The organism is Streptomyces coelicoflavus (assembly GCF_003112555.1).
GTDB lineage: Bacteria > Actinomycetota > Actinomycetes > Streptomycetales > Streptomycetaceae > Streptomyces > Streptomyces coelicoflavus.
This window is the reverse complement of sequence record NZ_BEWB01000009.1, coordinates 252,730-273,106: the sequence shown is the minus strand read 5'-3', so window position 1 is coordinate 273,106 and position 20,377 is coordinate 252,730. Positions and strand designations below refer to the sequence as shown.

The 20,377-nt window shown below is 71.6% G+C and carries 22 protein-coding genes; 11 read left to right on the top strand and 11 right to left on the bottom strand.

Going from position 1 to position 20,377, the window contains the following annotated elements; all coding sequences use genetic code 11:
* The first annotated feature begins 9 nt into the window (after positions 1–9).
* Positions 10–1,113 (top strand): C40 family peptidase, encoded by a 1,104-nt coding sequence (locus Sco07f_RS23145; RefSeq protein WP_108989054.1) that lies wholly within the window; start codon positions 10–12, stop codon positions 1,111–1,113.
* Between the two features lie 4 nt (positions 1,114–1,117).
* The gene (locus Sco07f_RS23140; RefSeq protein ID WP_054101350.1) at positions 1,118–2,056 is read left to right on the top strand and encodes a hypothetical protein; all 939 of its coding nucleotides are present in this window, start codon (positions 1,118–1,120) and stop codon (positions 2,054–2,056) included.
* 63 nt (positions 2,057–2,119) lie between these two features.
* On the opposite strand, the gene Sco07f_RS23135 is transcribed toward Sco07f_RS23140, so the two are convergent.
* Positions 2,120–2,629 carry an SRPBCC family protein gene (locus Sco07f_RS23135; RefSeq protein ID WP_108989053.1) on the bottom strand — a complete coding sequence of 170 codons (510 nt, stop codon included), beginning with the start codon at positions 2,627–2,629 and terminating at the stop codon, positions 2,120–2,122.
* A 128-nt stretch (positions 2,630–2,757) separates the two neighbouring features.
* Between Sco07f_RS23135 and Sco07f_RS23130 the strand changes: the two genes are divergently transcribed.
* The 4 genes from Sco07f_RS23130 to Sco07f_RS23115 all read left to right on the top strand — a co-directional run bounded on the left by Sco07f_RS23130 (position 2,758) and on the right by Sco07f_RS23115 (position 7,443).
* The gene (locus Sco07f_RS23130; protein WP_054101348.1) at positions 2,758–3,351 is read left to right on the top strand and encodes a GNAT family N-acetyltransferase; all 594 of its coding nucleotides are present in this window, start codon (positions 2,758–2,760) and stop codon (positions 3,349–3,351) included.
* Between the two features lie 617 nt (positions 3,352–3,968).
* Positions 3,969–5,303, top strand: coding sequence for a uracil-xanthine permease family protein (locus Sco07f_RS23125; RefSeq protein ID WP_054101347.1), 1,335 nt, complete (start codon positions 3,969–3,971; stop codon positions 5,301–5,303).
* Positions 5,300–6,736 (top strand): amidohydrolase family protein, encoded by a 1,437-nt coding sequence (locus Sco07f_RS23120; protein ID WP_108989051.1) that lies wholly within the window; start codon positions 5,300–5,302, stop codon positions 6,734–6,736. The genes Sco07f_RS23125 and Sco07f_RS23120 overlap by 4 nt, the downstream gene beginning before the upstream one ends.
* Positions 6,733–7,443 carry a sulfite exporter TauE/SafE family protein gene (locus Sco07f_RS23115; protein WP_108989050.1) on the top strand — a complete coding sequence of 237 codons (711 nt, stop codon included), beginning with the start codon at positions 6,733–6,735 and terminating at the stop codon, positions 7,441–7,443. Before Sco07f_RS23120 ends, Sco07f_RS23115 begins: the two co-directional genes overlap by 4 nt.
* A 132-nt stretch (positions 7,444–7,575) precedes the next feature.
* Here Sco07f_RS23115 and Sco07f_RS23110 read toward each other — a convergent pair whose 3' ends face one another.
* Positions 7,576–8,616 (bottom strand): LacI family DNA-binding transcriptional regulator, encoded by a 1,041-nt coding sequence (locus Sco07f_RS23110; RefSeq protein WP_054101345.1) that lies wholly within the window; start codon positions 8,614–8,616, stop codon positions 7,576–7,578.
* Between the two features lie 30 nt (positions 8,617–8,646).
* Here Sco07f_RS23110 and Sco07f_RS23105 point away from each other — a divergent pair, with 30 nt between their 5' ends.
* Entirely contained in the window at positions 8,647–9,978 is a 1,332-nt protein-coding gene (locus tag Sco07f_RS23105; RefSeq protein ID WP_159106980.1) for a restriction endonuclease, read from the top strand.
* 10 nt (positions 9,979–9,988) lie between these two features.
* Here the strand turns inward: Sco07f_RS23105 and Sco07f_RS23100 are convergent, their stop codons facing one another.
* From Sco07f_RS23100 to Sco07f_RS23070, 7 genes are all read right to left on the bottom strand, one after another.
* Positions 9,989–10,402, bottom strand: coding sequence for a hypothetical protein (locus Sco07f_RS23100; RefSeq protein WP_108989048.1), 414 nt, complete (start codon positions 10,400–10,402; stop codon positions 9,989–9,991).
* A 311-nt stretch (positions 10,403–10,713) separates the two neighbouring features.
* Entirely contained in the window at positions 10,714–11,115 is a 402-nt protein-coding gene (locus Sco07f_RS23095; protein ID WP_108989047.1) for a hypothetical protein, read from the bottom strand.
* A gap of 213 nt (positions 11,116–11,328) precedes the next feature.
* Entirely contained in the window at positions 11,329–12,111 is a 783-nt protein-coding gene (locus Sco07f_RS23090; RefSeq protein WP_108989046.1) for an SDR family NAD(P)-dependent oxidoreductase, read from the bottom strand.
* 134 nt (positions 12,112–12,245) lie between these two features.
* Positions 12,246–12,701, bottom strand: coding sequence for a carboxymuconolactone decarboxylase family protein (locus Sco07f_RS23085; RefSeq protein WP_108989045.1), 456 nt, complete (start codon positions 12,699–12,701; stop codon positions 12,246–12,248).
* A gap of 173 nt (positions 12,702–12,874) precedes the next feature.
* Entirely contained in the window at positions 12,875–13,408 is a 534-nt protein-coding gene (locus tag Sco07f_RS23080; RefSeq protein WP_108989044.1) for a DinB family protein, read from the bottom strand.
* A 9-nt stretch (positions 13,409–13,417) separates the two neighbouring features.
* The gene (locus Sco07f_RS23075; RefSeq protein ID WP_108989043.1) at positions 13,418–13,699 is read right to left on the bottom strand and encodes a hypothetical protein; all 282 of its coding nucleotides are present in this window, start codon (positions 13,697–13,699) and stop codon (positions 13,418–13,420) included.
* A 131-nt stretch (positions 13,700–13,830) separates the two neighbouring features.
* The gene (locus tag Sco07f_RS23070) at positions 13,831–14,718 is read right to left on the bottom strand and encodes a LysR family transcriptional regulator (RefSeq protein ID WP_108989042.1); all 888 of its coding nucleotides are present in this window, start codon (positions 14,716–14,718) and stop codon (positions 13,831–13,833) included.
* Between the two features lie 128 nt (positions 14,719–14,846).
* Between Sco07f_RS23070 and Sco07f_RS23065 the strand changes: the two genes are divergently transcribed.
* From Sco07f_RS23065 to Sco07f_RS23050, 4 genes are all read left to right on the top strand, one after another.
* Positions 14,847–15,875, top strand: a complete 1,029-nt coding sequence (locus Sco07f_RS23065) for an alcohol dehydrogenase catalytic domain-containing protein (protein ID WP_244942121.1) — start codon at positions 14,847–14,849, stop codon at positions 15,873–15,875.
* Between the two features lie 122 nt (positions 15,876–15,997).
* The gene (locus Sco07f_RS23060) at positions 15,998–17,104 is read left to right on the top strand and encodes a flavin monoamine oxidase family protein (protein WP_108989041.1); all 1,107 of its coding nucleotides are present in this window, start codon (positions 15,998–16,000) and stop codon (positions 17,102–17,104) included.
* Between the two features lie 96 nt (positions 17,105–17,200).
* Positions 17,201–18,460 (top strand): MFS transporter, encoded by a 1,260-nt coding sequence (locus tag Sco07f_RS23055; RefSeq protein ID WP_108989040.1) that lies wholly within the window; start codon positions 17,201–17,203, stop codon positions 18,458–18,460.
* A complete protein-coding gene (locus tag Sco07f_RS23050; protein ID WP_108989039.1) occupies positions 18,457–18,768 on the top strand; it encodes a sulfurtransferase TusA family protein in 312 nt (103 codons plus the stop codon). Before Sco07f_RS23055 ends, Sco07f_RS23050 begins: the two co-directional genes overlap by 4 nt.
* A gap of 9 nt (positions 18,769–18,777) precedes the next feature.
* Here Sco07f_RS23050 and Sco07f_RS23045 read toward each other — a convergent pair whose 3' ends face one another.
* Both Sco07f_RS23045 and rraA read right to left on the bottom strand, forming a co-directional pair.
* Positions 18,778–19,875, bottom strand: coding sequence for a DUF475 domain-containing protein (locus Sco07f_RS23045; protein WP_087788614.1), 1,098 nt, complete (start codon positions 19,873–19,875; stop codon positions 18,778–18,780).
* A 3-nt stretch (positions 19,876–19,878) separates the two neighbouring features.
* Positions 19,879–20,376: a ribonuclease E activity regulator RraA gene (gene rraA / locus Sco07f_RS23040; protein WP_108989038.1), complete on the bottom strand. Its 498-nt coding sequence runs from the start codon at positions 20,374–20,376 to the stop codon at positions 19,879–19,881.
* Position 20,377: the final 1 nt, after the last annotated feature.

Below are 20,377 nucleotides of genomic sequence, written 5' to 3'. Positions count from 1 at the left end.
GTGGAGTTCATGAACGTGTCGACCGGCGGCAGACGGATACGGAGCCGGGGCGCCACCGCAGCCCTCGTCTGCGCGATCATCCTGGTGCCCGGCCCCGGTTACGCGGCCCCGGGCGAACCCGACCCGCAGCCCGGCAAGTCGATCGAGGAGATCCGCGACGAACTGGACGGTCTCTACCGCGAGGCGGAGGTCGCCACCGAGGCGTACAACGGCGCCAACGAGAAGGCGGCCAAGCAGGAGAAGCGGCTGACGGCCCTCCGCAAGGACCTGACCCGTGCCGAGAAGCGGGTGAAGGACCTGCACGACCTCGCCGGTGCGGCCGCCCGCACCCAGTACCGCGGGGGCGATCTCGCCGCCACCGGCATCCAGTTGCTGCTCGGCGACCACCCGGAAGGGGCGCTGGACGAGGCGTCCCAGGCCCGCCAGGCCATGCGCGGCCTGGTCAACGTCTCCGAGACGCAGAAGACCGCCCGCGAGGAGCTGGGTGAGCAGACCGAGGCCGCCACGAAGGAACTGCGGAAACTGGAGAGCAGCCGCGCCGACAAGGCCGCGGCGAAGCAGAAGATCGAGAAGAAGATCGCCACGGCCGAGCGGATCGAGGCGGGACTCGAAGAGGAACAGACCCGCAGACTGGCCCAGTTGGAGAAGGAGAGGGCCAAGGAGGCGGAGGCTAGGTGGACGGAGTCCGGCGGCTCCTCCGGCGGCTCGGCGGGCAAGGGGAAGGGCAAGGGAGGAGGGCCCGGCGGCGGCACGCAGGTGAGCGGAGCGGCCGGCAAGGCCGTCGGCTTCGCCATGGCGCAGATCGGCAAACCGTACGTGTGGGGCGCGGTCGGCCCGTCCTCGTACGACTGCTCCGGACTCACCTCCGCGGCGTGGGCGGCGGCCGGGCACCCCATTCCCCGTACCTCGCAGGCGCAATGGGGCGGTCTGACCCGCGTCAGCCTGTCCTCGGCCCGCCCCGGAGACCTGATCATCTACTACAACGACGCCACCCACGTGGGCATGTACATCGGAGGCGGACGGATGGTCCACGCCCCGCGGCCGGGCCGCAGCATCACGACCGCGCCGGCCGCCTCCATGCCCGTCCTCGGTGTCGTACGCCCCGGAGCCTGAGCGGATGAGCCACTCGCTGACGCCCCGTGACAAGGGGAACCTGCCCGCGCTCAACGCCGCGCCGCTGGTCCGCCTCGACGCCTATGTCGCCGAGGACGGCTCGACGGTGGTCAACGGTCACCTGCTGGAGATGGGCGGCATGCGGCAGCCCAACGAGGCGATCCTCGACGCCGTCGCCATGTTCGCCCGCACCCTGGGGGCCCCGGTCGCGGCCACCGTCATCGACCGCACCGCGCAGCAGGTGGCACGGCTGCGGGTGCACCCCGACGGATCGAGCCGGACCATCGCCGACGAGGACGACCTGCCGCCCGGGCGCGAGCGCACCGCCGCGGAGGAGGCCGCGTTCCCCCCGCTCGCCCGCGTCGAGCGCATCATCCAGCACGCGCAGCGCGAGGAACTGCACGCGGCGTTCGTCCTCGCCAGCGCACTGCGGGAGCACCTCACCCTGCGCAGGGGCGCCGAGGACGAACTCTCCCTGGAGGCCAGGGCGATCGAGGCCTATCTCGCGTATCTGCGCGGCGACCACATGCTCTCCACCGTCCTCGCGCTGACCGTCGCCCGTATCCGCTGCCGCACCGACCTGGACCGGGCCGCCCCCGACGTGGCCCGCGCCACCGCGGCGTGGCAACGGCTGTGGGACGAGGGCCAGGTGGCCACCCGGGGGCAGGAACTGCTCCACATGTGGGAACGGCTGTCCGCGGCGGGCCTGCTGCACGAACCTTCCCACCACGCCATGGCCGAGGCCGTACGGAGCCGGCTCGCACAAGGCGGCCGCTCCCTGCCGCCGCAGTCCCCGCCCGCGGCAGCGGCAGCGGCCCTGACCGCGGGCCCCGGCCAGGCCCCGGCACCCGTGGCTCCCGAGGACAAACCCCTCAAGCCCGCCCGACGCGGTCTGCGACGCTTCACCCGGCGGGCCGGCCGGTCACCGGGGGCGTCCTCCTGAGGGGCGGGGCGCCAAGGAGGTTGCCGGTGAGGCCGGACGACCGGCCCGGGGACTCCCGGCCGGTCAGGTCCGGCGGGCCGCTTCCAGTTCCCGCTTGAGGTTGCGCAGGGTCCGGTCGATGTTGCCGACCTGGAACTCGGCGAACGTCCGGCCGCCGGTGACCACCCGGTCGAAGGCGGCGGCGACGCCGTCGGGCCAGGCCCGCCGGTCGTCGGTCCACGTCTCCGTCACCCGGGTGCCGCTCCCCTCCGCGGCGAAGCGGTACTCCCAGGTGGCGATCGGGCCCCGCAGCCGCGGCCGCCGCACCCCGATGGCGTGCACCCGGAACGAGAAGCGCAGCCCGGGGTCGGCCGCGGTGACCGTGCACCGCGTCACCCACCGGAACGCCCCGCGCTTGTTGCGTCCCACGAAGCTCGTGCCCGGCGCGACGGGCCCGTCCGGCGTGCCCGCCGCCGTCCCGAGGTTCTCCGGGCTCCACCGGCCCATGTCCCCGGGACGGGACACCGCCGCGTACGCCTCGTCGGGCGGGACGTCGACGACGATGCTGCGGGTCACGCTGAGAACGCGGGGCACGGGGACACCTTCCGGCGGACGGCGGAGCTACTGGCAAGTAGCCTCATGGTACGGCGAACGGTGCGGCCGCCGGCCGGACCGGTGCGGGCCCCCTTCAACCGGGCGGTCGGGTAGGCCAAGATGCAGACATGACAGAGGGCTCCCTTTCCAGGCTTCCGCGCGAGAACATCCCACTGCCGGACGGTTCCGTACTGCGACGGCGCTCTCTCGTCCCCGACGACGCGTTCATCGACGCGGTCGCCGCCGACGTCGAGCACCTCGGCGAGTGGCTTCGCTGGGCCCAGCACCCTCCCACCCGCGAGGAGACCGCGGGGTTCCGCGCCGAACAGGACGCGGACTGGGACGCCGGCCGGTCGTTCGTCTACGTCCTCACCCCACCGGACCGCTCCGACCAGGTGATCGGCGGGGGCGCGATGTTCCCGAACGGTGCGGACGGCGTGCTGGAGATCGGCTACTGGGTCTGTTCCCCCGCCACCGGCCGCGGACTCGCCACCCGGGCCGCGGCCGCACTGACCGAGGAGGGCCTCGGGCTCCCCGGAGTCAAGGCCATGGAGATCCACTGCGACCGGGCCAACGTCCGGAGCGCCGAGATCCCGCCCCGGATCGGCTACCGGCTGCTCCGCGTCGAACCGGACGAGCCGCAGACCGCGGCGGAGGCCGGGCAGAGCATGGTCTGGCGCCGCGACGGCGCCGGACCACACTCCGTGGTTCAGGCGCCCTGACTGTTGCTGTCGCCGGTGGTCTCCTTCTTGTCCAGCGGGCGGATCTCGATCTTCTGCGCCATGTCGCGTCCTTCCGTTGCAGACGGGGTGACGGTGGTGCGGTGTGGCAGTGGTGCGGTGTGGCAATGGTGGGGCGCTAGACGTGCTCATGCCAGAATTCGGGCAGCGGGGCGCAGTTGTCAACGACCGGTCGGCGGCTGATCCCACAGCTCGTTCGGTCGGTTGCCCGCCCTCGGGGCGGTCACGGCCTTGACGCCGGGTACGAGGCTCCGCATACTGGCGGCCAAATCGATTTGGCCAAATCGATTTGGCTCTCCGTCCAGGGCCGGATCGCGGCTGAGAATCCGAACGTGCCCGTATGCCCGAACGGAGCCCGAAACGTGTCCAGTCCCCGTCAGAACCGTCCCCCGGCCGGTCCGTCCGGCCCGTCCGATTCCCCGACGACGGCCCCGCCACCGGCAGACCCGCCACCGGCAGACCCGTCTCCGAAGCCCCGGACACCGAAGCCCCCGACACCGAAGCCTCCGACACCGACGACGCACTCGTCGCCGACGCACTCGTCTCCGGCCGAGGCCGGTTCTCCGCCCCCGGCCGGAGAGGGCGACAACCGGGACGGAGTGCACCCCGTGGACGAGGCCCGTCCGCTCGGCCGGATCCTGCTCTTCGGCATCCAGCACGTCCTCGTCATGGCAGCGACCCCCATCTCGGCCATCTTCCTGATGAGCGCCACCCTCGGCCTCGACTCCGGTCTCACCGTGGACCTGCTCTCGGCGGCGTTCGTGCTCTCCGGCGTCGGATCCCTCGTCCAGTCGCTCGGCATCTGGAAGTTCGGACCCCGGCTGCCGTTCGTGATGCTTCCGGGCGGGGCACCCCTCATCCTCTTCCTCGCCATCGCCGAACAGCACGGCCTGCGCACCGCCACCGGCGCGGTGATCCTGACGGCGGTGTTCACCTTCGTCGTCCTGCCGCTCTTCTCCCGGCTCCTCGCCTACTTCCCCGCCCTCGTCATCGGCACGATGATCGTCATCGTCGGCGTCAACCTGGTGAAGGTCGGCGCCGTACTGGTGACGGGTCAGCCGGGCTCGCAGGGCTTCGCCGACCCCGGCAACCTCGGCCTCGGTCTGGCCACGATCGGGTTCACCGTCGCCTTCTACCTGTTCTTCACCGGCGTCCTGCGCCAACTCGCCGTCATGCTGGGCCTGCTGGCCGGCGCCCTCCTCGCGGCCGCGACCGGCGCGATCGACGGGGCGGGCGCCGACGCCATGGGCGGCGGCCTGGTGAACCTGCCGCAACTGATGCCCTTCGGTTCGCCGCAGTTCAACCTCGTCGCCGCGCTGCCCCTGATGCTCTACACCCTCGCTTCCATGGCCGAGGCCACCGGCCAGACCGTCATCAACGCCGAGGCCGTCGGCAAGCGGATCGACACCCGCACCGACGTACCGAAAACCGTCCGCGGCGACGCGCTCACCTCGCTCTTCGGCGGCTTCTTCGGCCTGCCGCTCATGGTCACCAGCGGCGAGAACATCGGCATCGTCCGCGTCACCGGCGTACGCAGCCGCTTCGTCACCGCCGCGGCGGGCGCCGTACTCATCGCCATCGGCATCCTCGCCCCCGTCACCCGCGCGATCAGCGTGATCCCCACCCCGGTCGTCGGCGGCACCGCCATGGTCGTCTTCGGCGTCATCACCGTGCTCGGCATCCAGATGCTCGGCCGGTCCGACCTCGACAAGCACACCAGCACGTTCGTCTGCGCCGTCGCCCTCTCCCTCGGGCTGCTGCCCATCCTCGTACCCGGCGTGTACGGGGGTTTCCCGCCCAACGTCCGCATCCTCCTGGAAAGCGGCGTGGCCGTCGGCACGTTCACGGCCGTCGTCCTCAACATCCTCTTCCACCACGTCAGGCCCGGCGTCGTCGCCCGCCTGACCACACCGCGCACAGAAAGCGACCGATGAACCGACCCGACCGAGACGCCCTCGCCCACCCCGGCCCGCTCCTCCTCGTACCGGGCTCGGTGCTGCTGCCCGAAGGCCCTGTCGACGGCTGGGCGGTCGTGGTCGACGACGGCCGCTTCACCGCCGTAGGACCGGCGGACGAACTGGCCCGCACCCACCCGCACCTGAACGCCGTCCGGGCCCCCGGGCACCTGCTGATGCCCGGCTTCGTCGACACCCACCACCACCTCACCCAGAGCTTCGGTGCCGCACTCGCCTTCGGGGAGCCGTCAGAGATCTTCCGCCGCGTCTGGGTCCCGCTGGAGGACGCGCTGGACGAGGAGTCGGCCCATACGGCGGCCAAGCTGGCGGCGCTCGAGGCACTGCGCGGCGGCTTCACCACCGTCGCCGACGCCGGCACCCGCGCCGACGTCGACGTCGACGTGGTCGCCTCGGCCGCGCGAGACGCCGGAATTCGCTGCGTACTCGGGCTGATCTGCAACGACGCCGACGGCACGGCCGACGTGGACGGTACAGGGGGCGCCGGGGCCCCGGCCGTCCTGGAGCGCGCGGAGAAGCACCTCGCCCGCTACACCGGCGACGCCCTCATCCATCCCTCTCTGGCCGTGTCGATCCCCGAGGCGGCCACCGAACACACGCTGCGCGCGACGGCCCGTATGGCCGCGGAAGCGGGAGCCGTCGTCCAGATCCACGTCAACGAACACCTCGCCGCCGTGGAACGCTCCCTGATACGGCACGGAACGCGCCCCCTCGAGCACCTGTACGACATCGGTGCGCTCGGCCCCCAGCTGCTTGCCGCGCACGCCACGCTGCTCACCCCGCGCGAGCTGACCCTGCTCGCCGACACGGGAACCGCCGTCAGCTACAACCCTGTCGCGAGCGCCTGGAAGGGCAACGCGGTCGCGCCCGCCACGGCCATGGCCGAGCGCGGCGTGCGCTTCGGCATCGGAACCGACGGCACGCGAGGCGACGGCTTCCGGCTCGCAGACGCCGCCGAGTTCGCCCAGCGGCTCGCGTACGGCCTGACGACCGGCGACTCGTCGTGCGGCGCGGGCTGGACCTGGCTGGAGCGGGCCACCCGCGGGGGAGCGGACGCCGTCGGCCTCGGCGGCCTCGTCGGAACCGTGGAACGGGGAAAGGCGGCCGACTTCCTCCTCGTCGACACCGACACCCCCGAGCTGGCACTCTCGTGGGACCTGCCGTGGGAACTCGTCAGGCGCGGCAACCGGGACCAGATCACCGCGGTGTTCACCGCCGGGCGCCTGCGTATGTGGCAGGGCCGGCCCATCGGCTGGGACGGGCCCGCGCTGGTCAGCCGGGCGGCCGAACTGGCCCGCGCCGCCGTCGCCGGGGCCGGCGTCACCAGGACGCACCCCACGTCGACGGAGGCGCGGGCACTGAACGAGCACCGGAAGGGAAGTGCACGGCGTTGAGCGCGCAGATGCTGGCGGTTCTCGCCGTCGCGGTGCTCGTCGCCGCGTTCGTCCAGGGCAGCAGCGGACTGGGCTTCGCACTGATCGTCGCGCCCGTCGCCGGGTTCGTCGACCCCGGCCTGGTCCCCGTGTTCGTCCTGGCGTCGATGATCCCGCTCAACCTGTACGTCGCCTGGCGGGAACGGGCCTCGCTCGACCTGCGCGGCGCCGGCTGGATCACCGGCGCGAGACTCGCCGCCACGCCGGCCGGCCTCGCCCTGCTCTGGCTCATCCCGGAACGCAGTCTCGGCCTCTTCGTGGGCGTCGCCACGGTGCTCGCCGCCGTCGTCAGCCTGACGGCGCCCACGTTCGCGCCGGGACGGGCGGCGTACGTCGGCGCGGGCGCGGTCACCGGACTGACGGAGACCGCGACCGGTGTGGGTGGCCCGCCGCTGGCGCTCGTCTACCAGCACCGGCCGCCCGCCGAACTGCGCTCGACCGTCGCCGCCTGCTTCCTCGTCGGCGAGGTCGCCTCCCTGCTCCTGCTCTTCGCGACGGGGAAGGCCGCACCCGCGGAACTGGGCCAGGCCGCCCTGCTCCTCCCGGCGATCGCCGTCGGCGCCTGGCTCAGCCGCCTGGTGCACCACCGCTTGGACGCCCGCAGGATGCGGCTGTTCGTCCTGGTCTTCGCGCTGGTGTCGGGGTTGGTGCTGATGCTGGGGGTCTGAGGCTCCACGGGCCCGGCCGAGCCTGGCCCGACAGAGCCGGGCCGACCTGGCTCGACCTGGCCGGGCCGGCCCGGCCAGGTCCGTCCGGATCGGTACTCGACCTGCGCCGGGCTGCCGCACCTCCGCCGCCTGTCAGGCCCCGGTCGCCCGCGCCGACGACGCGCGGGCGATCACCCGTGGCGGCGGGGACACCGCCACCGACGCGGTGGCCGTGTCCCCCCGGAGCCGGGCCAGGAGCAGCTCCACCGCGTCGGACGCGGCGCGGTCCAGGTGCAGGTCGACCGCGGTCAGCGGCGGCTCGCAGGTGCGGGCGCGCAGGCCGTCGTAGCGGGTGACGACCATGACGTCGTCCGGCACGGTCCGCCCGCTGTCCCGGATCGCCCGGACCGCGCCCACCGCGAAGGCGTCGACGAGCGCGCAGACGGCGTCGGTCTCCGGGTGCTCGGCGAGCAGGGCGGCGCAGGCGTCGTACCCGGCCTGCTCGCCCCCCGACTCCACGACGCGCGCCACGACCTGCTCCCAGCCGTACCGGTCGGCGGCCCGCTCGTAGGCGGTGAGCGCGTCGACGGACGAATGCCGGGATCCGGATCCCACGATCAACGCCGGCCGCTCCGCCCCCTGCTCCCGCAGGTGATCGAGCAGCAACTCGGCCACCAGGCCACCGCGCAGATCGACGTAGGGGACTTCCTCGTCGGGCGTGACGGGCCGGCCCAGCGCCACGTACGGCAGCCCGCGCTCACGCAACTGGGCGGCCGCCGCGTCGTCCGTCTCCGGCTCAACGACGATGGCTCCGTCGATGTCCACGGAGAACAGCGCGGAACCCGACTGCACGGGCGGTACGAGCACGAGGGCGTAGTCGTGCAGCAGGGCGCTCTCGGCGGCGGCCGCCGCGACCTCCATGTAGAACCCGAGCCGCGAGGGCCCGCCCGCCACCGCGAACGGCATGGAGGAGGCCAGCGCGATGGCCTTCGCCTGCCCCCGCCGCAGCCGCTGCGCCCGCAGGTTGGGACGGTATCCCAGCTCCGCCGCGGCCTGCCGGACACGCTCCCGGGTCCGGGGATCGACCTTGCCCAGTCCGTTCAGGGCGTGCGACACGGTCGTGCGCGAGACACCGGCGAGGCGCGCGACGTCGGCGATCGTCGGCGGCCGTGGACCGGGTGCGGAAGTGACCATCTGCGCGAAGACTCCTCGCTGGCGTGGACGGTGGACGAGACCATCTTCGCCGACGCGTCGACCCGCTGGGCGCACCGGCCGACGAGCCACTCCTGTCCACGCGTCCGGGCCGCGGCCTACGCTGTGCGCCGGGACCTGAGGCAAGATGATCCGGTGTCAAGTCTCCGCAGCGACCCACGCACCTCCGCCGCCCTTCGTGGCAGCGGCTGGACGAGCAACTCACCGCAGGCCGAAGAGCTGTTGACGCGTCTGGCCCCCGCCGAACGGGTCGATCTGCTGTTCACCACCCTTCGGTTCCACGGCGCACTGACCGCTGGACGGCTCCTCCTGTGGCGCGGCACCTTCAAGATCGAACACATGGAACTGCGCCGCCCCCTCACCGCACTGCGGGGCGGGAGTCCGTCCAGGTTCGTCGGAGCAGTCGTGCTGGACGGGCCCGAAGGCGCGATAGAGCTCAAGCCCCTCACCACGGCTGCCACCCGCGTTTTGGACGAGGCCTGCCGATCCGTCGGCGGCGACACCCCTTCTGTTCCTCCGCGCGTCGCGCAGGACAACGGCGACGCCGCGTGGATGCCCGGAGCCCACCGTTCGGCGGCCGGTCGGACACCGTCACCACCACGAGCGGAGACAGGCACCGGCCCACGGGAGACGGCGTACCGGGTGAGAACCATCCGCACCTGGCAGGACGCCGAGCTCGCCGCAGTCGACCACATGCTCGGTCTCGGCTTCACCGACGCGCGGGTCACGGGCGCCAGCGCGGACGGCGGCATCGACGTGATCGCCCGGGATGCTGTGGCGCAGGTGAAGCACTACAGCCAGCCGATCGGTGTCGGCCCCGTTCGAGAACTGCGGGGAGTGGCGGACGCACACCAGCATCTGCTGTTCTACGCGTCCGGCGGTTACACGGCCGCCGCCCGGCAGTTCGCGGACGACAGAGGGGTCGCGCTCTTCTCCCTGCAGGAAACCGGTCACATCACTGTGCTGAACGAGGCGGCGACTCGCCTGTCGACTCGTCCTGCCCCGGCCCCCGCATGGAACCGGGCGGCCGCCTGGAGCGGGCAGGCGGTGAACCTGCGAGTGAGTCAGCGCGTTGCCGAGCTGGAAGCCCAGCGGCAGACCGTGCTCCGCCTGATCGCTCGTGTCCGTGCGCATACGAGTGAGCTCCACGCACTGCCGTCCAACCGGTACACGAAGGACCGCATCAAGGCTCTGAAAGCGGCACACCAGCTGACGGCTCGGGCGGAAGTCCTCCTGCGCAAGTCCCAGGCGGAGTACCAGACCCATGGCGGACGGAAGCGGCTCATCGCCCTGGCCGACGAGAAGGCCCGCGAAGCCGCCCTCAAGCTGGGGATACGTGCCTGACGGCACGCCCTCACCGCGCTCGGGATCCGTTCGTCCCGTCCTTGGAGCCGTAGCCGAGGGACGCACGGCTGATGAAACGGTCACCGAGTTCGCGCACAGGCGTGGGCTTCGACTGCTGGGCGGCGCTCTTCGCCGCGGACTTCTTCGGGGCAGCCTTCTTGCCGCCCAGGCGCTTGGCCGGTGTCGCCTTCGCCTGCTTGGCGTTCCTCGCGGCCGGCGTGTTGCGCGCCGCGTACTTCTTCCGGAGCGCTGAGAGTTGCTCGCGTTCCTGAACGGTCAGGTTGGCGGGCAGCGCGTTGGTGAGGGCGCGGGCGCGGCTGAGCGCGTAACGCGCCTCGTTCCAGTGCTTCGTGCTGATTGCTGCGCGGGCCACCTTGATGGTCTGCTGCAAGGCCTTGATCTTCGCGGGCTGTCGCTTGGGCATGGGGGACTCGGCCCCACTGCTCCGCCGCTGCCCGGCGGCACGGGTGCCCCAGTCCGTACCCGAGGTCAGGACGACGACCGAACGGGGATTGCTGCTATGGCTTCGACGTACCACGTGTGCTGTTCCTCGGTTGAGCGGTGGGGCATGCCCTGGGGTGGTCCACCGGGCGGGGCCATGGTCAACGCCTTGTCGTGCATATCGCCGACCGGCCCGACGCAGACCCCGAACGCCCCCGTCCGGCGGCCCCGGCCGGAGAAGCGTCCCGCTTGGCAGGTGTTCGCTTCGGCGCCGTCGTCTCCGACGCCGACTGGCTACCACTTGACCTGGTGGAAGTCCATCGTGCCGAAGGTCGTGATGTCCATCGTGTAGCTCCACAACGCGTACTGCTGCTGATCGGCACGGCGATAGGTCTTGCCGAAACCGTTGTCGAGAATCTCGGTCCAGCCGTCGCCCTGTCCGTAGTGCGCGAACAGTCGGTCATTGCGCCGCGCCGCGTCCTCCGCGGACTCCGCCGGGGTCTGGTAGATCACCTCATGCAGCCGGCCGCGCCAAAGAGTGAGTAGTAGCCGGCCGCCGTCGATCGCGTAGGCGTCCACCACCGCGTCGGGAGCGTTCTCGTGAGGGAGCGACGACTCGAGTTCGCCAGGGACCCGCACTTCGTCAGCGGCGCACAGCAACTCCAGCAACGGCAGGTCATCGGTAAGGCAGCCCATGAGTGGCAATCCTAGGCCTGATGGGAGGATGGGACCGGATCCGGTCGACCTCCGGGTCCCCGCGACGACCCGCCCCTGCCTCTCGAGGCGGTTTTCGACGAGGGCGGCCAGGTCCAGGCGGTACTCCTCGAGCCCGATGCCCCGCGCGGAAGCCGGGGCGGTAACGGCGACGGTGTAGCAGCCGGCGAGTGCCTGCGACAGGTACTCCGCAGGTCAGTTGCGTCCGGCCATGACGCCGCCGTCGACGTCCCAGATGGCGCCGGTGACCCAGTCGGTCTGGTCGGACAGGAGGAAGGCGACGGTGGCGGCGACGTCGTCGGCGGTGCCGGTGCGGCCGATCGGGTGGAAGGGGTCGAAGCCGTCCATCGCGGAGTCCAGCTCCGACCTGGGGATGAACTCTTCGTAGATCGGGGTGCGCACGACGGCGGGGGCGACGGCGTTGGCGCGGATGCCGTGCGGGGCGAGTTCCATCGCGAGGTGCTGGGTCAGGGAGTGCAGAGCGGCCTTGGCCATCGAGTATGCGGAGGAGGGGGTGGCTGCGACGGCCTGGTGGGCCCACATGGAGCCGATGTTGACGATGGCGCCCTTCGCGCCGCGCTCGATCATGTTGGCGGCGACGGTCTGGGTGAGGAAGAAGAAGGCGCGGTTGAGGTCCTGGTAGCGGTCGTAGTCTGCGGCCGTGTGCTCCAGGAAGGGCTTGGGGGCGAAGACGCCGGCGGCGTTGACCAGCAGGGTGGCGTCGGCGTGCACCTCGGTGAGGGTGGTGCGCAGGCGGTCGACGGCCGCGGGGTCGGTGAGGTCGGCGGCCAGGCCGACAACCGTGCCGTGGGAGGACAGGGCGGTGGCGGCCTGGTCGGCGCTGGACTGGGTGCGGCCGGTGACGACGGCGGTGCCGCCGGCGTCGAGGACGCGGGCCGCGACGGCCTGGCCCATGCCGCTGGTGCCGCCGATGACGATGACCTTCTGGCCGGTGAAGTCGAGGGTGTTGCTGGACATGTGGTGCTCCTGTTTCAGGTGGTGTCGTGAGGGGGCAGGGGGCAGGGGGCAGGAGGCGGGGAGCAACCGGGCCGACCGTGGGGGCCGGTAGCCACGGTGCCCGGTTGCCCTCTGGCCCCCCCCGCCCGGAGGTGTCAGATGGCCAGTGCGACCAGGAAGCGCGAGACCATGTTGTAGGCCGCGACGGTGGCGACCGCTTCGACCGTCCGGGCTTCACCGAACAGGCGCTTGACCTCTTCGATGACGTCGGCATCGACTTCGACCCGTCGGGTGGACTGATCGGTCAGGGCGAGCAGGGCGAGCTCTTCCTTGTCGAAGAGGCCGCTGTCCGCGGCATCTCCCTTGAGGGCTTCGCACTTCTCTTCGGTGCCGCCGGCCCGCAGGTATGCCGGGTGGTGCACGCCCCACTCGAACTCGGCGCGGTTGAGCACGGCCACGCGCAGCATGATCAGTTCGCGGTACTCCAGCGGCAGTTCGAACTCGGCGCGGACCCGGCCCAGCAGCCCGTTCCATCCTGTTGCGAGCGGAACGCTCTTCAGCAGGACACGGTCGATGCCGATCAGCTCACCTCCCGGCCTGCGCGCCTTCATTCATTCCCGCGAGCAGTTCGGGCGGGGGCGCGGGGAGAGTGTCGTCCTGCCAGGGGGTGACTCGCACATCACTCACGTTGTGCTCCTTGATGGTGCACCGGCCCACGATGAAGGATCGGGTCGTGCCGGTGTCGAAATTGCTGCCGGCTTCACCTGGACAGAGGCGCAGGCGGTCAGGCGTAGGGGTTGCAGACCAGGTAGCCGTCGATGCGGCTGAGCCAGTCCGAGGCCGGGTCGGGAGGCAGCGCGTGGCCGAGGTTGTCGGCGCGGACCTCGCTGATCCACTGGTCGTGCTGGTACTCGTGGTTGATGAGCGCGACCAGCAGGTGATCGGCGACGACGGTCAGCTGGGTGGGGGCGCCGACCCGGCCGGCGGCGATGTCACCGATGCGGGCGTGCACGCGTTCGGCGACGGTGTCGCGGAACGTGGTGAGCCGTTCGACGGTGGGCAGCGCGCCGCGGAACTTCTCCGGATTCGCCGAGTCCATGAGCCCGTCCAGCTCCGGGTCGGGGCTGGGCTCGGCGGCGGTGAGGTTGCGGATCATGAAGTGGGCGACGTGGGCCTGATGGCCCAGGTGCCAGCCAATCGCGCTGGAGTCCTCGTGCGGTCGCCAGGTCACCTCGTCCGGGCTGAGGTCTTTCCACAGCTCATCGGTGTAGGCGCGGGCGCGGTCGTATTCGCGCAGCAGCGCGGTGAGTTCGTGCACGACCGGGCCTCAGGCGATGTCGTAGACGCGCACGTCGGGGTCGGCCTTCAGCAATGGGAACAGGCCGCCGACGACATCGCGGGTGAACAGCTCGCTGGTCAGGTACGCCTTGGCGTCGGCGACGTCCCGGAAGCCGTGGAGAACCTGGACGTCCTCGTCGCGGAGGAGGAGTTCCTTGCCGGTGGCGCCGGGGACGGTGTCGAGGAACGGCTGCTTGTACTTCTCGTACACGCCCGCGGCCGCGGCGCGGTGGGCCGGGTCGACCTGCAAGGTGATCTGAAGATACGCCATGGTTATGCCTCACTCGATTGACAGGGAGAGGGCGATGCGGCGGTTTCCGCAACGTGGCTGCCACGTTAGGCATTCCCGTCAAGGTCCGGTAGAGGACTTCGCTGAATCGGGATATAAGCAGTGCGTATGGCTTAGGAGCGGCCGGCCGCGAGGCTGTCGGCGAGGCGGAGCAGGTCCTCGGCGAGCGGGGAGTCGGCGCTCCAGACCGCTTCGAAGGAGATCTGCACTTCGCGGCCCCGGTCGTGCAGGGGGCGGTGGCAGACGTCGGGCGAGGTGAGCTTGGAGCGGGGGACCATCGCCGAGCCCAGGCCGAGCTTCGTCCAGTCCTCCAGGACCCGGTAGCTGGCGGCCTCGCCCGGATAGGTGTTCAGCGGCATCTCGTGCGCCTGGAAGAGCTGCGTGGTGAAGGTGGTCAGGCCGCAGGTGTCGGGGACGAGGATGAACTGCTCCTTGCCGGCCTCCGCGAGTTCGACGGGGGTTGCCTCCGCCGCGTCGGGAGTGACGACGACCATCGGCTCGACGTCGATGACCCGGTGCTCGAAGCGGGGCATCGCCGCCACGGCCGGGATCAGGATGATGTCGAGCTGGCCGGCCAGCAGGCATTCCCGCAGCTCCTGCATGTTCGCCTCGCGCAGCACCAGGTCCCTCGGCGTGGGAAGGCCCTGGACCATGCTGAACGCGCGGGCGACCAGGTGTGAGCCGATCAACGGCGAGACGCCCATGCGGATCTTCTGCTCACCGGATTCGGTCAGGCGCCGGGCCTCCGCCCCGACGGCGTCGAGCGCGGCCAGGGCCCGCTCGATCAGCGGTAGGATCTTGACGCCGAACGCGGTCTGCGTCACGCCGCGCGGCGACCGCTCGAACAGCTTGCCGCCCAGGCGCTCCTCCAGCTTGGCGATCCCGTTCGACAGTGCGGGCTGCGTCACCCCGTACGCTCTCGCGGCGGCGCTGAACGACTTGGTCTCCGCCACCGCCTGCGCATAGCGGAGCCCTTCGAGATTAAGGCGATCCGTTGCCATAGCCACGGCTTATCGCTCCATTCACTGATGTCCTCTACCCGGCTGCGATTTCTCTGCCTACGGTGGGTCTCCCGCCAATTCAGCATAACCAGCAGCTATGAGCATCGTCGTTCGGAACGGAAGGCACCATGTCGGACAGCGCCATGACCGTGGTCGTGACCGAGCCCCGCGGGCCTCTGCACCCGGAGGCGGCCGAGACGGTCCCGCCTCCTGCCGGGTGGGTCCGCGTATCGGTGGTGGCGAGCGGCGTGTGCAACGCCGACATCGGCACAGCCGCAGCCACCGGCGAGGACACCGCCTTCCCCGTCACCCCCGGCCACGAGGTCGCCGGTGTCATCGCCGAGACCGGCGACACGGTCGAGGGCTGGGCGGCCGGCGACCGGGTGGCCGTCGGCTGGTTCGGAGGCAGCTGCGGACACTGCGCGTACTGCCGCACCGGCGACGTCGTCCACTGCGCCGAACGCAGGATCCCCGGCCTGTCCTACCCGGGCGGCTGGGCGCAGAGCATCACCGTCCCCGCCGACGCGCTCGCCCGCATCCCCGACGGCCTCGACCTCTTCGACGCCGCCCCCTTCGGCTGCGCCGGGGTGACGACCTTCAACGCGATCCGCAAGGCCGGCATCCGCGCCGGAGGACGGGTCGCCGTCTTCGGGATCGGCGGCCTGGGCCACCTCGCCGTCCAGTTCGCCGCGAAGCTCGGGTACGAGACCGTGGCCGTCGCACGCGGCGGCGACCGCGAGCACCTCGTCCGTGAGCTCGGCGCCCACCACTACGTCGACAGCGACGCCCGAGCGCCCGGAGCCGCCCTGAAGGAGCTCGGCGGCGCCGACCTCATCGTCTGCACCGCCTCCTCCACCGCCCCCGTGGACGAACTGCTCACCGGTCTGCGCGCGCACGGGCAGCTCATCCTCGTCGGCGTCGACGCGGGATCCGTGACCGTCCCGGCGGCCCGGCTGGTCATGAACGGCCACACCCTCACCGGCCACCTGACCGGCAGCCCGCGCGAGACGGAAGAGGCCATGGCCTTCGCCGTCGTCACGGGTGTCCGGCCGATGATCGAGCGGATGCCGCTGGAGAAGGCCGACGATGCCGTCACCCGGCTGCGCTCCGGCGCTCCCCGCTTCCGCATCGTCCTGGACACCTCCGGCGGCGAGTAGCGGGACCCATCGCCACGCCGCGCGCCCCGGGCACGCGGCGGGCGGCACTCCGCCCCGTCTTCCACCCGATGCCGCAACCACCGACGACCGCGGGGGTTCAGTCTGCGCAGAACGGAGCCACAATGCCCCACCAGGAAACCCACGAGGTCATCGTCATCGGCGCCGGCGCGTCCGGACTGGCCGCGGCCACCGCGCTGCACGCCGCCGGCCGCGATGTCGTCGTTCTGGAGGCCCGTGAACGCGTCGGCGGCCGCCTGCTCTCCGTCCCCGCCGCGCACCCAGAGCGGGCCCTCGACCTGGGAGCCACCTGGTTCTGGGACGGCGAGGAACGCGTACGGACCTTGGCCGCCCGCGGTAACATCGCCACCTTCGACCAGCACCTCTCCGGCGACACCATGCTCCAGGAGACCACCGGCACCCGCCGTCTCACCGGCAACCTGATCGACGCCCCGTCACGCCGTTTCGCCACCGGCGCGCAGAGCCTCGCCACCGTCCTTGCCGCCGGACTTCCCACCGGGGCCCTGCGGCTGGGCACACCCGCCACCGCCGTCCACCCCGGAGGCCAAGGCGGCGGCCTCGACGTGCTCACCCCCACCGGCACACTCCACACCGGGCACGTCATCCTGGCCGTCCCCCCGGCCCTCGCACTGGAGCGCATCGACTTCCCCAACGCGTTTCCCGACGACCTCGTACGCCTGGCCCAGTCCACCCCGGTGTGGATGGGCGCGGCCGTCAAGGTCGTCGCCCACTACCCGACCGCGTTCTGGCGCGAGGACGGTCTGGCCGGTGCGGCGTTCAGCCGGACCGGCCCGCTGCAGGAGATCCACGACATGTCCGGGCCCGGCGGTGAGCCGGCCGCGCTGTTCGGCTTCGCCCACGCGCGCACCGTCCGCCCCGGCTTCGAGCAGGCCGTCACCGCCCAGCTCGCCCGGCTCTTCGGCCCGGCCGCCGCCTCCCCCCTCGCTTTGCACGTGCAGGACTGGAGCACCGAGGAGTGGACCGCCCCGTCCACCGTGCAGCGCCTCGCCGACTACTCGCTCTTCGGCCACCCCCTCTACCAGCGGCCGGCTCTCGACGGCCGGCTGCACTGGGCGACGACCGAGACGGCCACCGATCACGCCGGACACATCGAAGGCGCCCTGGCCGCCGGACAACGCGCGGCGCGGACCGTCCTCGCGGCCTCCGACGCGGACGACATCGCGCCGGGCGCCACCGCCCCCAGCAGGTAGGCCACCATTCGGACGCCTCACGGAACCCGTACGACTCACCGCGTCCAGCCTTGCGCTCCCCGGCAATGCCCGGCTTCCTCACACACCAGGAGAGAGATGACCAACGCCGCACCCACCGCCCCGGGACTCATATCCGACCCCGCCCAAGCACAGCGGCGGATCCTGCGCGTCCTGGTCGCCTCCCAGATCCTCAGCGGCGCGGGTCTCGCCGCCGGCGTCACCGTCGGCGCCCTCCTCGCCCAGGACATGCTCGGCACCACCAGCCTCGCCGGACTGCCCAGCGCCCTGTTCACCGCCGGCTCCGCCCTCACCGCCATCACCGTGGGCCGTATCTCCCAGGCCCGCGGCCGCCGCCCCGGCCTCGCCACCGGCTACCTCACCGGCGCCATCGGCTCCGCCGGCGTCATCGTCGCCGCCGTCCTGGACACCCCCGTCCTGCTGTTCCTCGCCCTGTTCGTCTACGGCGCCGGCACCGCCACCAACCTCCAGGCCCGCTACGCCGGAGCCGACCTGGCCCCGCCCGGCCACCGCGCCCGCGCCGTGTCCACCGTCCTGGTCGCCACCACCCTCGGCGGCGTCGCCGGACCCAACCTCGCCGCCCCCGCAGGCACCCTCGCCGAACACCTCGGCATCCCCCAGCTCGCCGGACTCTTCGTCATCTCCGGCGCCGCCTACGCGCTGGCCGCCCTCGTCCTCGCCCTCTGGCTGCGCCCCGACCCGCTGCTACTGGCCCGAACCGTCGCCCGGGCCAAGGAGGCCGACGCCGCGACCGACCCGGCCGCCGGCGGTGACACCGACACCGGCGCTCGCGGAGGCGTCGTCCTCGGCGCCCTCGTCATGATCCTCACCCAGCTCGTCATGGTCGCGATCATGACGATGACCCCGGTCCACATGCACGACCACGGCCACTCCACCGCCGCCTCCGGCCTCGTCATCGGCATCCACATCGGCGCCATGTACCTGCCCTCCCCACTCACCGGCTGGCTCGTCGACCGCTACGGCCGCATGAAGATCGCCGCGGCGTCCGGCACCACCCTCCTGGCAGCCGGCCTCCTCGCCGCCGCAGCCCCCGGCGACTCCGTCGCACTCCTCGCCCTCGCCCTGGCCCTGCTGGGGCTGGGCTGGAACTTCGGCCTCGTCTCCGGCACCGCGATCATCACCGACACCGTCCCGCTCGCCACCCGCGCCAAGACCCAGGGCCTGGTCGACGTCTCCATCGCCATCGCCGGCGCCACCGGCGGCATCACCTCCGGCATCATGGTCGCCGCCACCAGCTACCCCGCCCTCGCCCTCACCGGCGGAGCCCTCTCCCTCGCCCTGCTGCCCGCCGTCGCCGCCACCGCCCACCGCCGATGAACGCCACCAACCACGAAACCCCCGGCCCCGACCTCACCGTCGACGGCACCGGCCTGCTCTGCGTCACACTCCTGCTCCGCCTGCGCAAGGACATCGACGGCGCCCAACCGGGCACCGTCGTGCACGTCGTCGCCACCGACCCCGCCGCCCCGCTCGACCTGCCCGCCTGGTGCCACATGACCGGCCACGACTACCTCGGCCCTGTGCCGAACTCCGCCGATGTGCCTGTGTACGCACTGCGGATCGCTGCCGGTGCGCGCCCTGTCCGCGCGGGCGCACCGTGGCATGCGGACGACCCGGGAGGGTGAGGGCTCACCTCATCCGGCGGCCAGTGCGCGGTTGCGGCGCACGGAGGAGAAGAAGGACCAGGCGATGAGGGTGACGCCGACGAGGCCGGTGATGATCTCGTGGATCTCGTACTGGATGGTGACCAGCAGGATCACGGCGAGCGCGCCGATGGCGTAGTGGGCGCCGTGCTCCAGGTAGACGTAGTCGTCGAGGGTGCCCTGGCGGACCAGGTAGACGGTCAGGGACCGGACGTACATGGCGCCGATGCCGAGGCCGAGGGCCATCAGGACGATGTCGTTGGTGATGGCGAAGGCGCCGATGACGCCGTCGAAGGAGAACGACGCGTCCAGGACCTCCAGGTAGAGGAACATGAAGAACGCGGCCTTGCCCGCCAGCGCGACGGCCGACTTGGGCTTGCCGGTGCGCGCGGCCCGCTCCTCCTCCTCGTGCTCGCGTTCCTCCTCCTCTTCGAGTTTGTCCTCGAAGTAGCCGGAGAGACCGCCGACGATCATGTAGGTGATCAGGCCCGCGATGCCCGCGAGCAACACGGTCTCGGCCTTGTCGACATGGGCGCCGCCGTGCTGGTGGGCGTGGGCGCCGAAGGTGATGGCGGAGACCAGCAGCACGATCAGGGCGATGCAGACCGACAGCATGTCGACCTTGCCGAGCTTGGCCAGCGGACGCTCCAGCCAGGCCAGCCACTTGATGTCGCGGTCCTCGAAGATGAAGTCGAGGAAGATCATCAGGAGGAACATGCCACCGAACGCGGCGATCGACGGATGGGCGTCCGTCACCAGCTCCTGGTAGCGGTCCTTGTCGGTGAGCGCGAGGTCGACGGCCTCGATGGGTCCGAGCTGGGCGCTGATCGCCACGATCACGACCGGGAACACCAGGCGCATGCCGAACACGGCGATGAGGATGCCGATGGTGAGGAAGATCTTCTGCCAGAAGGCATTCATCTTCTTCAGGATCCCGGCGTTGACCACCGCGTTGTCGAAGGACAGCGAGATCTCCATGATCGAGAGGATCGCGACGATGCCGAAGGCGGTCCACCCCCCGTAGAAGATCGCCGCGACCAGGCCGAGCGCGGTGACCGCGAACGACCAGCCGAAGGTTCTCAGAAGCACCGGTCAGCTCACCGTGCCTTCGGGCAGCAGGGCGATGCCGTCGTCGTCGGCGTGCAGGATGTCGCCGGGGCGGAAGGTGACGTCGCCGAAGGTGACGGGTACGTCAACGGCTCCCGCGGCGTCCTTGGCGCTCTTGCGCGGGACGGTGCCCAGCGCCTTGATGCCGAGGCGGAGTCCGGCGAGCGCGGCACTGTCGCGGACGGCGCCGTGCAGGACGAGGCCGGCCCAGCCGTTGTCCTGGGCGGCGCCGGCGATGAGGTCGCCGACCAGGGCGGTGCGCAGGGAGCTGCCGCCGTCGACGACGAGGACGGCGCCGTCGCCGGGGGTGCGCAGCAGGTCGCGCAGGAGGCCGTTGTCCTCGTGGCACGAGACGGTGCGGACCGGACCGGCGAAGCTCCGGTTGGCGCCGTACTGGCGGAACTGCAGGTCGCAGACGCGCAGGTCGGTGCCGTACTGGTCGACGAGGTCAGCAGTGGGGACGGGAGTGAGTGTCTCAGGCATG